This window comes from Myroides sp. ZB35 (genome assembly GCF_001865835.1).
Lineage (GTDB): Bacteria > Bacteroidota > Bacteroidia > Flavobacteriales > Flavobacteriaceae > Flavobacterium > Flavobacterium odoratimimum.
In genome coordinates this window covers 3,555,508-3,569,873 of the sequence record NZ_CP017769.1, presented here as the reverse complement: position 1 = coordinate 3,569,873, position 14,366 = coordinate 3,555,508, and the positions used below count along the sequence as shown (strand labels likewise).

The 14,366-nt window shown below is 28.0% G+C and carries 15 protein-coding genes; 9 read left to right on the top strand and 6 right to left on the bottom strand.

Annotated features, from left to right (window positions below; translation table 11 throughout):
- The first annotated feature begins 114 nt into the window (after positions 1 to 114).
- Positions 115 to 1,233, top strand: a complete 1,119-nt coding sequence (locus tag BK054_RS18200) for an ISL3 family transposase (protein WP_317042578.1) — start codon at positions 115 to 117, stop codon at positions 1,231 to 1,233.
- Positions 1,234 to 1,260: 27 nt separating this feature from the next.
- A complete protein-coding gene (locus BK054_RS15785; RefSeq protein WP_198032306.1) occupies positions 1,261 to 1,629 on the top strand; it encodes a transposase in 369 nt (122 codons plus the stop codon).
- Positions 1,630 to 1,908: 279 nt separating this feature from the next.
- Here the strand turns inward: BK054_RS15785 and BK054_RS15780 are convergent, their stop codons facing one another.
- The 4 genes from BK054_RS15780 to BK054_RS18485 form a co-directional block, all read right to left on the bottom strand.
- Positions 1,909 to 3,588 carry a S41 family peptidase gene (locus BK054_RS15780; RefSeq protein ID WP_006258092.1) on the bottom strand — a complete coding sequence of 560 codons (1,680 nt, stop codon included), beginning with the start codon at positions 3,586 to 3,588 and terminating at the stop codon, positions 1,909 to 1,911.
- Between the two features lie 14 nt (positions 3,589 to 3,602).
- The gene (locus BK054_RS15775; RefSeq protein WP_006258091.1) at positions 3,603 to 4,334 is read right to left on the bottom strand and encodes an outer membrane beta-barrel protein; all 732 of its coding nucleotides are present in this window, start codon (positions 4,332 to 4,334) and stop codon (positions 3,603 to 3,605) included.
- Between the two features lie 588 nt (positions 4,335 to 4,922).
- A complete protein-coding gene (locus BK054_RS15770) occupies positions 4,923 to 5,114 on the bottom strand; it encodes a cold-shock protein (protein WP_006258090.1) in 192 nt (63 codons plus the stop codon).
- Positions 5,115 to 5,208: 94 nt separating this feature from the next.
- On the bottom strand, positions 5,209 to 5,346 hold the full coding sequence (locus BK054_RS18485) for a hypothetical protein (protein WP_165868435.1): 138 nt from the start codon (positions 5,344 to 5,346) through the stop codon (positions 5,209 to 5,211).
- A gap of 889 nt (positions 5,347 to 6,235) precedes the next feature.
- Here BK054_RS18485 and BK054_RS15765 point away from each other — a divergent pair.
- The 4 genes from BK054_RS15765 to BK054_RS15750 all read left to right on the top strand — a co-directional run bounded on the left by BK054_RS15765 (position 6,236) and on the right by BK054_RS15750 (position 8,276).
- Entirely contained in the window at positions 6,236 to 6,592 is a 357-nt protein-coding gene (locus BK054_RS15765) for a hypothetical protein (RefSeq protein WP_071307513.1), read from the top strand.
- A 36-nt stretch (positions 6,593 to 6,628) separates the two neighbouring features.
- On the top strand, positions 6,629 to 7,102 hold the full coding sequence (locus BK054_RS15760; protein WP_071307512.1) for a hypothetical protein: 474 nt from the start codon (positions 6,629 to 6,631) through the stop codon (positions 7,100 to 7,102).
- A 160-nt stretch (positions 7,103 to 7,262) separates the two neighbouring features.
- The gene (locus BK054_RS15755; RefSeq protein ID WP_071307511.1) at positions 7,263 to 7,751 is read left to right on the top strand and encodes a hypothetical protein; all 489 of its coding nucleotides are present in this window, start codon (positions 7,263 to 7,265) and stop codon (positions 7,749 to 7,751) included.
- Positions 7,752 to 7,847: 96 nt separating this feature from the next.
- Positions 7,848 to 8,276, top strand: coding sequence for a hypothetical protein (locus BK054_RS15750; protein ID WP_071307510.1), 429 nt, complete (start codon positions 7,848 to 7,850; stop codon positions 8,274 to 8,276).
- A 208-nt stretch (positions 8,277 to 8,484) separates the two neighbouring features.
- Here the strand turns inward: BK054_RS15750 and BK054_RS15745 are convergent, their stop codons facing one another.
- On the bottom strand, positions 8,485 to 9,330 hold the full coding sequence (locus BK054_RS15745; RefSeq protein ID WP_071307509.1) for an RteC domain-containing protein: 846 nt from the start codon (positions 9,328 to 9,330) through the stop codon (positions 8,485 to 8,487).
- Positions 9,331 to 9,568: 238 nt separating this feature from the next.
- Here BK054_RS15745 and BK054_RS15740 point away from each other — a divergent pair, with 238 nt between their 5' ends.
- The 3 genes from BK054_RS15740 (at position 9,569) to BK054_RS15730 (ending at position 11,740) form a co-directional block, all read left to right on the top strand.
- Complete coding sequence (locus tag BK054_RS15740) at positions 9,569 to 10,396, top strand: helix-turn-helix domain-containing protein (RefSeq protein WP_071307508.1); 828 nt, start codon at positions 9,569 to 9,571, stop codon at positions 10,394 to 10,396.
- 170 nt (positions 10,397 to 10,566) lie between these two features.
- Positions 10,567 to 10,809, top strand: a complete 243-nt coding sequence (locus BK054_RS15735; RefSeq protein WP_071307507.1) for a hypothetical protein — start codon at positions 10,567 to 10,569, stop codon at positions 10,807 to 10,809.
- 583 nt (positions 10,810 to 11,392) lie between these two features.
- Positions 11,393 to 11,740, top strand: coding sequence for a hypothetical protein (locus BK054_RS15730; RefSeq protein ID WP_071307506.1), 348 nt, complete (start codon positions 11,393 to 11,395; stop codon positions 11,738 to 11,740).
- 68 nt (positions 11,741 to 11,808) lie between these two features.
- Here the strand turns inward: BK054_RS15730 and BK054_RS15725 are convergent, their stop codons facing one another.
- Positions 11,809 to 14,364, bottom strand: a complete 2,556-nt coding sequence (locus BK054_RS15725) for an alpha/beta hydrolase family protein (protein WP_071307505.1) — start codon at positions 14,362 to 14,364, stop codon at positions 11,809 to 11,811.
- Between the last annotated feature and the right edge of the window lie 2 nt (positions 14,365 to 14,366).

The window sequence follows — 14,366 nt, the reverse complement described above, 5'->3', positions numbered from 1 at the left end:
TTAATTGCTTTAAATCACATTATAACAAGAAAAATAAACTAGAGTCTTTTGGTAATAGAAGATTAATTCTTACTAATTGAAGTCGTCTTGACTTTTGTAAAATAAAGAAGGGTTATAGAAATTTGTGTCGCTAAACAAACAAAACCTACAACTCCATATACCAAGTACTCCAAACTACCATCTTCAAAATTACATAGTTACTACATTAGAAAAATAGTTGATCTTCCTATTTTTGGTAAACAAACACTGATAAAATTGAAAGCTCGAAAATTCTATTGTTCTACATTAGAATGTCCTTTGAAAATCTTTACAGAGCGATTTAAATCGATCTTTTCTTCTTATCAAAGAAGAAGTGATAGGTTAACTAAAAAGTTATTGAATTTAGTTATTCTAACAGGAGGTAGACCTATTGAGAAAATATGCGCAGAATTTTCTGTTACTATTAGCGATACTTCTTTACTTCGAATTATAGCAAAACAAGAGCTTCCAACAACTACTAATGTTACACATTTAGGTGTAGATGATTGGGCTATTCGAAAAAGAGAACGCTATGGAAGTATTCTTATAGATCTAAATACCAATAAACCAATTGGTTTGTTAAAAGATAGGGAAGAAAACACATTTTATCATTGGCTTACTCAAAACAAACAAGTACAGTTAATTTCAAGAGACAGATTTATCAATTATCAAAGAGCTTCTACACAAGGAGCACCCCAAGCTTTACAAGTTGCTGATCGTTGGCATTTACTAAAGAACTTAGGAGAGACTGTTCGAAAGATTTTAGATAGAGAATATGCGGTTATTCAAAAAATGAGAAAAAAAAATACTATGACAATACAACCAGAAAATAAAAGGCAAAAGACTAAAACGTCAAATCATCAATTACAACGTTTTACCCAAGTCAAAGAGCTATTAGCTCAAAGTAAGAGTCATAGAGAAATAAGTAAATTGCTTCATATGAGTCGTGTTACAGTAAAAAAATATGAGCTGTATGATGAGTTACCTACGATACATTGTCAAAGCTCAACAGGTATAGAAAAACATCTCGAATATATCGAATCACGAATTATTCAAGAACCAACAATTCTACTTAAAACTTTACATTTTGAATTGAAAAATCGTGGATATACAGGCGCTTATAACACATTATCAGACTCACTTAAACGATTTCAAATTTCAATTGGAAAAGCTGCTAGAAACAAGGTGATTTTACCATCAAACTTAGTGTTTTGACGTCCTTCACGTACAATGATATTGTTTGTGACTAAAAAGGAGAGAATCAATAAGGCACAAAAGCATATACTAGATCAGTTTTATGAGTTATCACCTACCTTACGTTTTACATTGGAGGTAGTCAGAGAGTTTCGATGTATGATGTTTGAACAAAAATGTAGTGATTATTTTTATACTTGGATTGACAAAATAAACCTCAGTGGTATCCCAGAGTTTCAGAGTTTTTCTAAAGGGCTTTTAAAAGATACTAACGCTATTAAAAATGCAATAGATTTACCATGGAGTAATGGGCCTGTTGAAGGGAATGTAAATAAACTTAAGACTCTAAAGAGACAAATGTATGTCAGATGTTCAATTGATTTGTTAGAAAAAAGATTGGTGCTTTCGATAGATTAACCACCAAAAGTGGGGAAGATCCACTTTAACGGATTCGTGGTGCAGTATAGAGTGGAATATTCAGTATAGAATTAGATATAGTACCTCACTTACGCTATGTCAAAACCGATAGTAGGATTGTTTATTAATTAATGCTTGGTTAGATAGCTTTTGTTCTTTACTCAATAGATTTGAAACCATACTTTCTAACTGAATGGCGTGGAAATTCATAACTTTTATTGAATAAAAAATGCTCCAAAAGTTAAATACTTAAGGAGCATTTCTATTTATATATTTTAACTATTTAGAATTCAAATAATTAATCGCTTCATTTACCACTCTATCTACAAAAGTAGGTGAAGTCATCTGTGATACTTCACTATCTGTTAGTGGAGATACATGAATATTTGGCTTAACACCAACACCTTCTATTACCACCCCATCAGCATCTTTCATTGCTAATAATGGCATATAGAATGTTAATTTACCTCCTGCAACTTCATCTCTAGTACCTCCATTGAAATCATCTACAGCGCCTAATCCTGCTGTTGCTCCAGCACTATAGTCACCTACACTTACGACTTGATTTCCTTGAGATTTTAACATTAGCGTAGTAATTTCAGACATACTTGCACTACCTTTATCTGTTAAAATAGCAATAGGAATATCCGCTGGAATACCAAAATTATGTGGTTTAGTTTTAGCCTCTACCCATGGAGTGTAATTAAATCTACCATTCCCTTCTCTTGTTCTTTGATAAGCAAATACAGCATTTTTAGTAATAAAACGATCTGAAATAAAACGTGCATCAACAACAGCACCACCTCCATTAGAACGTAAATCTATTATTATTTTCTTGATTTCACCTTTATGTAAAGGATTTAAGAACTTCTGATAAAATTCTCCTCTAGTTAAAACTTGGCTTAATGCACCTGTTAATTCTGGAAATCTATAACCAAAATTAACGTGATTATCCATAAGACCTATAAACTCACCTACATAGAATTGTGTCGCTTCATTATATAAGTTTCCGTATGGAGCAACCGTTTTATATTTAGGCAACGCATTATATGCTCTTAAAGCATTTTGGGTAGCAAGCATTAATTCATTACTAACCACTTCAGTTTGGTTAAACTTCGCTGCCTCTTCTATAAATTCTTTATACGCTTTTGAATTAGAATACTCATTGTATTCTTTTAGTATATTAAAGGTCACCTCTTTAATAGCATTACGCATATTAACATCTTCAATTGCCTTTAATTCGTCAGTAGCTTCTAAAATATCTTCAGTCAATAATAGTGCATTGCCTTTTCCAGGATTTAAATAATTGTTCGCTAATGTTATTTTTAAATTATTTGTTACTGCAAATTGACTAAAAGAGAAATAATAGATATCTGGATTAGATTTTAAATTTCCTGCAATGATTCCAAAACTACTTGTATTAGACTTATATCCATTAGCAGTCACTCTATCTTTCATATAATTATACTTCTGTGCAAATGGATACACGTAAGGTCTTACTGTATCAAGTATTCCTCCATAGAGTGTTTCAGTTCTAATAATATTTTTATTAGTTGCAGGAAACTGAATCTTTACATAGAAATGGCGATCTATTATTGGATGTGCAATCTCTTTGAAGTACTGAAAAGCAGTTAAATAATCTTCATGTATTTGACCATCATCCTCATTAGGTCTACCATAAGTTTGTAGAGCGGCGAATTTAGGATAATATGTCTTATATACATTATCCCAGTCTAAACCTCCTTGATTTTTCTGCTCGTAAAAATAATTATACTGTTGATCCATTGTCTTCCAAAAAACTTCAAATAAATCGGCATAAGATTTTACATCTTCTGAAGTAAATCTTCTCGGATCAGTAATTGTAATATCATCAGTAGAACAAGAATTTAATACTGTTAGAGATGATAATGATAATATAGATAAACTAAATATTGTTATTTTATGTTTTACTCTTTTCATCGTGTGTAATTTTATTAAAATTTATAAGCAGCTCCTATAGAAATCATGTGCGAATCTCTAGTATTCTTTTTATTCCCAGGACTATCGTATTTATAAGTCTCTGTAAGACCATAAAGATAATTATAGCCTACATAGACATCTATTTTATCTATCGCATAACCAACTTGAACCTGTCCTTGTAATCCCATAGATAATCTACGTAACTGATTTTCATTCTTCTTAAAATCATATTTTTCAGAAACTGTTGTATAATTAAATGAACCATCAAGCTGTAACTCAGAAAAAACAGGATACTGCCCTTTAGTTTTCATTTTTGCCCAATATTCAGTGTAGATACCTCCTGCTGCTTTAACCCAAATCCCATTAGTATGATATGGATTGTTAATTAAGTATCCACCAACGAGTAAGGGTACTGATATAAAATCATTACTATACTTAGAATACCATCCTTCGCGACTACCTGTTCTTTCAAACTCATAGTTTCTTTGTAAGTATGAAACTCCTGTAGAGACAAATATATTCTTCCATACGGCCATTTCTGCAGAAACATTAACCCCAAAACCTCCACGAGAATTATACTTAGAATCTACTAAATTCGAAATATTAGTATTTAATGAGGTATTAGTATACCCTAAATCAACTCCTACTTTGAATCGGTTTTCTTTTTGTTCAGTTTGCGCATGGAGACTCATGCTAAACATTGAAAGAAAAATAGCTGTTAAGCTACCTAATTTTGTTGAAATCATAATTTATTATTTATTTAGTTGCTCTAAAATAGATAAAAATACTATGTATTTAAAATAATTTTAACTTAATAAAATATGATAAAAAAGATTATGATTATAAAAAAAAACAATAATTACAATATAATTAATTATATAACATATTAAACGATATATTAATAAATATTTGACATTTGTATCGTATGTTGTTTAAATTATACTTTTAGTGAAATATTTGAATTTTTATATAAAAAATTACTTTGTTAATATCAGTATAGGTTTTTTAGAAGTATTATATACCCTTAAAAAAGATACTTATGTTAAAGCTTAATGTAAGGGAGTGAGTTTGTTTAAAGGGTATCACATTACAAAATAGGTAAGTCTACAAGATAAGTGAATAAGAAATCATGTGCTCTTGTGTAGTGAATTGGTAAGTAGATCGATGGAATGTAATGAAATTTTCAAAGTGGCATAAATCAAACCGGAAAGAGGCAATTTAATTGTAATAGAGTTTTTTGTTAAAAACAAAAAACACATCAATTATTACTAATGATGTGTTTAAAAATACTAATATTTGCAAATTTAAAGCGAGCTTAGATGTGAAAATTAGTTCTAATACTGTGCTCTTTTTACATTTACGGCATTGAAACCTTTTTGTCCTTTCTCTACGTTATATGTTACATTATCACCTTGTTTAATGTCTTCTTCTAAACCAGTAGCGTGAACAAAAATATCTTCATTTCCATTTGTTATAAATCCGAATCCTTTTGTTTCATTGAAAAATTTTACTGTACCTTCTTGCATAATCTTAATTATTAATTTAATATTTTAATTGTCCCTAATAAAGTATTTACCTAGGGATTTTATTTTAGATAATTTATTCTATAACCCTCTTAATTTATAAACTAGATGGTTTTTTTTTAAATAGTTGAAGGTATAGTTGTAATATCCATCCATTCATACTTTTTGATATAATCATTTCTTCTAGGGTAAGATCATTTCTATGATCTAGGTGTTGTATTTCTATTCTATTCATATATATTGTTATTGGCTTGAAATTCTTTGTGGAATTCATAACCTATTTGTTTTTTATAATAAGATAATTTGGCTATTTAGTATAACTAAATGAATCTTTTTGTGTAAATATTTATTCTATTAAATGGATTTGTATTACTTACTTTAGTTAGATATAATCTTCTTAAATGCGTTGTGCAATCTAAACTCAATATTATAAATAAAGTATTAACTATCTAACTTTTTAATATGATTGTTAAAAATAATATTAGTGGTTAGATTTAAGTCTTTTATAAGTTGTAAGACATAAAAACACCTAATAAATGGTTGTTTTTTTTATTCATATTATATAGAAGGAGTATTTTTTAGATACTTTAAAAGATGTTGATTAAATTGAAAAAGAACAACTTATTTAAATCATCAATTACTTTTATTAAAAGAGGATAAATATTTAAAATCATTCAATGTCTATTTTTTATTTACTTTAATACAGTAGAGGTGTTGTATAAAAGATAACCATGTTTTGAGTACATGAAATTTTGCTTAAAAAAATAAAAAAATGATTTTTTTAAAAGTGCTATTAAATAATAGAATTTATTTTATACTGAAGTTTAAAGAGTAATAAATTCTTAATATAGTGTAGAACTACTAAAGTACATAATAAGCTATTATTTTGATTAAAAATTTCGCCTATTCATATTTACATCGGCAAATGTAAGTATATTATTTGTAATAAAAAAATAATTTTCATTATTTTACCTAAATATACTCTACCTATAAACAATAAGAACGTTATAATTGGTTTTGGAAAGAGTGTTTCTCTAAAACAAATTATTTTTTAAAACCCAAAGCGTTATTTTATTTACGATAATGCATACTTTGGTAGAATCATAGATTATAGAAGACACTTGATGAAAAATAAAATTATAATAGGACTTATAATAGTGTTGAATCTTTTTGTTATTGGTTATTATACTAATTTGCAACAAGAACAAAAAGTACTAAGCAATTACACTACAGGGTTTAAAGGAGTAGTTGTAGAGAAATTTAATCCTCGTGAAAAACTACCTCATACCTTTTTAAGAATTAAAATTCAAGATGATAAATTAATCAATGTATATCCCACTACTATCATTGGAAGCTATGCTGTAGTGGGGGATAGTATTATAAAAATGGAGAACTCAAATCAATGTATCGTCAAGAAAAGCAATGGAGTGATAGAGCATTTTTCTTTTGAAGGTCAGTATATTGAATTTTTAAATGAGTAAGGAGAAAATCAACAATTAGAAATAAACATTACACAGATGAAAACAACAAAACCACTTGTAGGTAAAAGCTTTAAAAAGATAACACTCTTAGTTTTTACTTTGTTTACTTGTCTGCTGGCTTTTGGTCAAAACAACCAGATTAAAGATGTTATTTTAGTGGATGCGACACAGCTTAAAAATAAAGATAAAATTGCACAGCCTGTTCTGTTTAATAAGAAGGCAAATGAATGGATTATAGAGCTAAACCAGCATGATGTATTTATTTTTAAAGTGATTAAAGAAATAAAATTAGAAGATATTCCTCGTGGATATCAAATCCTACCTCTTGATTCTTTTATTGATGATTCTATATCTAGATATGAGAAAGTAAATGGGAAAAAACCAGAGCCTCCATATTTTGGAGGAACACATATAGAGACTATGATTTATAAAAACTTATATTTAAAGGTTAAAGATACTGAAGAACGATATTATAAGGTGTCGATACGATATGAGTGGAAGATTGCGTAATTAAAAATAAGCCTCTTAACATGAATATATGATCAAAAATTGTATGGATACATTGGTAAAGGGAATGAAATGTTAAAGCTTTTCAAAACCTAACTATTAATGGGAAAAATGAAATAAAATTATCTCTACAAGAATATAAATCACTAAATAACAAGATAGAATGCAAATAAATATCAAATACATTATACTTTTATTATTTACACTTCAAGGCAGTATAGCTCAAATTAAAGATCCAATAATTCTGAATATAGACAACAATACTAGACTTAATGTCGATAAAAATAATAATTATAATTATGTACAAATTGATACACAAGAAGAAAATAATCTGCTTTCAAAGTTAACATTTGATCATATTAATTATGATATTCATATACAATATGTTTTTAAAATTGTAGAAGAACTAAGTTCGTTAGATGCTGATATAAAATATAAAGAAATGGATATTCTTCTTTTTATTAGTTATAGTGATTGTAAATATCAAGAACTAATGGAATATCAAAACAACAAGAACCTACCTCCTATATTACATGGGTCATTTACATTTGATAATGTAATTATTAAGGACAGTAGAGATAAAAACAATATTAAATTGTATAAAACAACAAATAATAATATTCAGGGCTACTTAAATAAGCGTTTTGATTAGTACTTAGTATAGTTAATTATTAATAAAACTCCTATTATTGTACAACATCCACCTGAATATATAGAACGAATAACAACACAATTGAATGTCAATAATATGAGAAACTATATTTTATCAATTATCCTATGTCTTATTGCTAATATTTCATTAGCCCAAGTTAATATTACTGATACAATTTTGGTAAACATAACCAAAGATAAAAGCTACAGACTACTAGAAGAAGAAAATAAAATCTCAAGTGTTTTTTTGCCTTCAAATGATGGAGGAGCTCGTCTAGATACTTATGAATTTACATTTCTTGAAGAAGTGCCTACTCATGCTTTTACAAAAGAATACTCTATAAAGGATTTTGATAAGTTTATGTTAGACTACTACTACAATAATATCTATAATAAAAAATTCTTAGATCTTGGCAGAATGTATTTTGGTAATTATAATTTTACAAACCTTTTTGTTAGGGTAAAATCAGGAAACAAAGAGAAACTATATAAGGTTAGGTTTAACTATATATCCGTCTCATATTAATTCCCCAAAACAATTTTATAGACTGATCTCTTATAAGATAGTTGTGAAACTTTAATTACGGGAACTTTTTTATTTCCTTCAAAAAGAATTATTCTATAGAGTTGATTATTTATTAAGGTGTAAATATTTTCTTTTAAAATGAAAAAGACCACTGTAGGCAAAGGCTATATGTAAGTGGTCTTTTTGGGCTTTATTTTTAATTTCTATCCTAGTAGTCCTTATCCATATAATCCTCAAGTGATTGTTTTAATTTATCTAAAAACATGGTCCTTGAGTAATTTCTTGTTTTCATCCGATGAAAGGTGTGATGAATATCATTTAGGGTAATATTAAAGTATTTCTGAAATAGATAGGCTATTTTTCTTATTTCTAAATCTCCTTGATTAATAGCTCTACTAGCATATAAAGCGTATATAAGTTCTATTAGTGCTGCTGAGGAATCAGACCAAGATAAGGCATTGTTTATGGTTATGCTTTTAGAAAAAGCAGGAGGATCTATTTGATTTAATCTTATACTTAGATACTCATAGAGTAGTTCACTTGATAAAATACGAGAGAGTTTATAATCATAATATGTTGAGAATTGAAGATCTATTTCAAATGCAAAGCTGTTTACCCCTTTTAAAACATTGATATTACCTCTTGTGTAATATTCTATATCTTTATCTGTTCTTTGACTTTTGTAGTATTTGTAGAACTCAGAACTAGTATAGTATAGCTTATATTCAGAAGATACTTGTTTTATTTTTTTTAAGTAGTATTGTTTTTGAGTTTTGCATGCAGTATTGGGAGAGTGGGTTTCTATTTTATATATTTTGTTATAATACATTAACTTGGAGAGAATCTTGGGTTTAAGAATCTTAAAGAAATAGATTTCTTCTTCTTGATTTGAAAACCCATGAGTTATAATCATTTGTTTTTGCTTTTGTAAAATACGGCTAAGGTATGTGGTCATGTATTTAGCCTCTTTAATAATTTGACTTGGATCTAGAGTTAACTTTGACTCTTCTTTAAGGATTAAGTCTTGAGTGGTTTTGCTGTTGAGTTTTATCATAATTTATTTGTTATTGGTTAATCTAAGTGTAAGAAATAAATTATTGTAAAGTTGTTTACAAGAGATTAAATTACTGATTTTGAGTCTTATATGTGTTAAAATCTTTACTTGTTGTGATTTTTAAGCTAATAAGTCTTAATTTGTAATGTTTTGTAAAACAATGAATTATGATTTTGTGTGATATTATAACAAAAGTCTGTTAAGATTTTCTTGTTATTCTGTAAGGTTTATTTAGGTAATGAGATTAGATTTAATTAAAGATTTTAGCGGTGTATTACAGCAGTGTTTTTCGATGTTTTTAGAGGGGTTAAATGATAAAACAGTTAATACTTTAGATCATAGATTATTACAGCATGCCTGTTTTGTTTTTGATAAGCTGCTTTATTTTGTATGCGCGAAAAAGTATTTTGGATTAAACCTTAAATTATACCAAAACCCTGATGCAAAATCTTTTGTTGTTATTAAAAAGCAAAGTGCAAAGTGGGATATCTCAGGGATGATAAAAAGTGATGAGTTATTTGGATTAGAAAACTCCGAAATTATTAATTGGTTAAAAACTACTACATCCAATGATGTGTTAAGCTTTAAAAAAGTGATAAGTCAAGTAATTATTAAAGATTCAAATGCCATTTTGTTATTAGGTTTTAGTATTAATACATCTTCAGTGAATCAGGTATTTTATATCTGGGGAATAAGGGTTAAGATTAAATCAATTCCCTCTGGGAATATTCTAATTAGTAAACAGCAAAGAGAGGTGTATAAAAGATACTATCAGGATTATTGTTTCTTAAAACAAGAAAATCCTAGTATTAGTTTAAAGTGGTTTACCCAAGAGATAAATATGCATCCTAAGACCTTTCAGCGTAATTTTAAAAAATATTTAGGTACTTCTTTCTATGACTATCATATTCAAAACAGACTCATTGAATCGTTACTTCTTTTAATGTTCTCTTCTTATTCTGTATCAGAGATTGCCTACAAATGTGGTTATGAAAGTTATAGAGGGTATTTAAGAGCTTTTAATAAAGACCAAAAGTACCAACCTTTATATTATCGCAACCTTTAAGAGATGATATTAGAGTTATTTATTTGATATATTTTGATTTTAATTTTAATTTTATAATTAATCAAAAATATTTAAATTAAATATGTCATTATTGTAAAAAAACAGATATAGTTTTGTTTGTGTGAGTATTTATTAATTTTGTCACATAGTAAAAACCTTAATAAAAAATAATGACTGCCCAAGAACTTAAATCTATTGCAGAGAATGCTTTAGAGCAGCAATATAATGGATTGATTTCAAATCTAGAAGAGTGTGCCAAGCAAGGAAAGAATATATATTTTACTGAAGAGTTATCTGATATATTATTAGATAAATTAATTCTAAAAGGTTATAGAATAACACCTGTTGTAAAATACAAGTATAGCTTTTTGTTTCAGAAGAAAAAAGTAAAGTATTATAAGATACAATTCTAGTGGTTAGATAAAAAGTATTAATAGTTAGACTGGGCTGTAAAAGAATGCGCCTAGTAACAAGCTTTAACCTTAATTAAAAAGTGAAGGTGGGAGTAAATTATTATGATTTATCCCACCTTTATTTTTTGTGATTGACTTAAAAAATGTAGCTTAATTTTCGCATTAAACTACTCTTAGGAGACCATTTAAAATAACAACATTTTACTTGTCTTTGGTTTCAAGGCTTTCAAAGTAGGCCTATTTGTCCTTTTTTATCATAAAATTGTCCTTTATATAGACACTTTTGTCCTTTTTGTACACAAGCCTATCTATATATATAATAGAGCTTTGTGAATCAATTTAGTAGGTAAAAATAACACAGTAACTAAATTAAAGAGTTTGTGCCTTTAGAATTTTCGTATTATTTATAGGCTGTTTTTATTATAAAGACCTCGCGAGTTTTTATAAATGTGGTGGATTGATTTAAAAAGCTAAAGTAAATCAACTAAGTAGAAGTTTTTGTTTGTTAACCTTAAAAATGAGATTATATATTTTAAATCAACTAGTAAGAGGCTAGTTGTTGTAACTAAAAATATTTATTATTATGAAAGCACTTATTAAAAACCTACTGATGCCATTGGCCGTTTTTGCAATGCTAACAGTAGGTGCATTTACTATAAATGCTAGTGAAAAAACAGATAATGCTGTTAACATAGAATCTGTAATGGATTTTGAAGTTGCTGATCCATATTATGGGGATCACTATATTAGAATTCCTGACCCTTCTGGACCAGGTTTTATTTTTGTTAAATTAGATGAAGATGAGGTTGAAGAAGGGAATTGTACTCTAACTGTACTTAATGTGAGATGTACAATTAAGATAGATGGCATAGATCATGATTTATGGGGAGAATCTCCTTTAGGGGGATATGCGGCTCTTTATAAATTATAAGAGTTTACAAAATTAATCTTAAAAATGATAAGGGAGGGGGACTAAGTATCCCCCTCTTTTTCATCCAATTAGAGGGTGCTTATAGAATATTTATTATAATCAAGTCCATTTTTTATCCATGGGATGTTTTTCTTGTTTTTTAAATGATAATCAAACCAGTCTAATACTCTTATACTTAAATCACGATTCTCAATAGGATCTGAAGAAAGAAAGCCATGAATTATATTTTTATAAAAAAGAGCCATTACTGGTTTTTGTTCTCTTTTAAGGGCTACAAACATCTTTCTAGTATTTTCCCAATCAACATTGTCATCTTGTAATCCTGTAAAAAGAAGCATCGCAGTTTTGGTTTTATATGCGTTTAGTATAGGGCTATTGTTGTAATATTTTTCAGGGTTATCCGAGAATTTAACTCCCATATTTGGTTGTTCACTTTCAACTATAAACCAATCAGGCATTCTTCTATAATAGTTATATGAAAACATTGAACCAATTAAATCATGAGCTCCTGCCCCAGGGACAGAGGCTTTAAATATATCAGAGAGTACAGATATGGCACTTGCTTTATATCCACCAAAAGAATGTCCTATTAGCCCTAGATTGTCTTTGTCAATTGTAGGTTCAATTTCTAGGGATTTGTTAACAGCATTAGTAACACAATCAACAGCGCTAATTCCTGGCCCTTCCTCAGTTACATATGTCTGAGTACTTAGAACAAAATATTCATTTTCAGTTAGTAATGAGCTGTTAAAACCTGAATTAGAAGTAACGTGTACTGGAATTGAAAATTCATTATAAGCTGGGTTTAATTTTAGATCATATATTTGAACAATCATAGGATATTTCTTTTTAGGATCATAGTTTTTAGGATAGAAAAGGTAACCATTAAGACTTTTATTAAACTTATCTGTGAAAGTGAAATCAACTCTTTTTCTCCATTTATACAAATCTTTATTAATATCAGATTCCATTACTGTGCTAACTCTCTTATTTTGAATAGCTAATATCTTTGTTGGTAAATTATAATCTTCTATTTGAAAAAGTACAGTGTTATAATCAGTACTAAACGTCTTACTTGATGTTGGCCTAAGAGATAAATCATTAATAGTCGTGTAAATAGGCTTTATTTTTTGTTTATCAAACATGTATATAGTTTTGTTGTTTTCTTGCGTACCTATAAAATAAAAAGGCATATTAGTATCTACATAAGAAGCATAAGATGGTATTGACTCTTTGTTTACTAGTCTACTAATGTGTACTTTGTCTGTATTTTTAAATTGAGTTAGGTTTATAGTTTTTCTATTTTCTAAATTATAAGAAAGCAAATTGCCATTATAAGCATAAAAGATGGTTTTTGAATCCTGTGACCAAATAGGGGAAAAGCCCTTACTTAAGTTATCAATATCAAAGGAATGCTTTTCTAATGTTTTTATATTTAATATTTCCCATTTATCTTTAGCGCGGTTAACTGGGTATAGAATGTGTTTTCCATCAATAGATGGATAAAAAGGGGATTGGGAAGTCATTGATAATGATGTAACATTTTTTTGTTTATTTATATCGTATAATGAATATTCTATAGGAGGGAAGTAAGTACCAAAGTCTATATCTTTAAAATAGTTATAAGACAATAAATAACCTGGGATACCTATATTTAAATAGTCTTTATCAATTTCCCTTTCTAATGGTAAAATAGTGTCTTGTTTATTTTTGTAAACAAAGGCTTTATAGATTTTTTTATACTTTGTTTTAAAATCACTAGGAACTAGTTGTTTAGAATTTCCTTGCCATATATCTACATATTCACTCTCTGGTATAATCTTATTAGAGTTGAGCTGATAGGAAACAAAAAGGTCATTATTTAAAAAAAAGCTTATTTTTAGGTTTTCAATATCTTTTTTCTCACTAATATCTATAATTCCTATTTTATTAGAGTTAAGATCTATTACATGGAGTTTATCGTTAATGTGTATAACAAAGCCATCTTGATTAATATTCCATTGTAGTGTCTTTATATTGTCTTTTAAATCAATAATTTTATTGGATGTAAAATCTTTTAGATCTACCTGTATTAATTCTTTCTTTTTACTTAGTACAACAAGTTTATTTGAATTACGCGATAAGTAATATTTATCTATTGCTTGAAGAGAGAGGTTGGTTTTAATTTTTTTAAGATTCTCACTGAGTTTAGTGATAGTAAATTCACTGTTATTTTTTAAGGTAAATAATAGATTTAGTTCAACATTAGTATCAAACTTTACTACCTCTTTAATTAGTAATGAATCATTCTGGTTTAAAGAAAAAATAGCAAGGTCTTTTTTGATATTCCCAACAACAACTCCTTTGTTTAAAAATGACTTATAAAAATTAGAAACATGTGTGAAATCTTTTTTTTCTTTTGTTGTTGTATTTACAAAGTATGTTTTTTTAGGTCTTGGATTTTTGTTGTATCGTTTTCCTACAACAGCCCATTGTCCATCTGGAGATAAAGCTCCAGTGGACAAACTACTCCATGTTAGATCATCGTCAAAGAAATTATTTTTTTCCGTTTCTTGAGAGACTGCCTTTTGAAAAGAATAAAGGCAAAGAGTAAGAAGTATTAATATTTTTAATATTGTTTTCATAA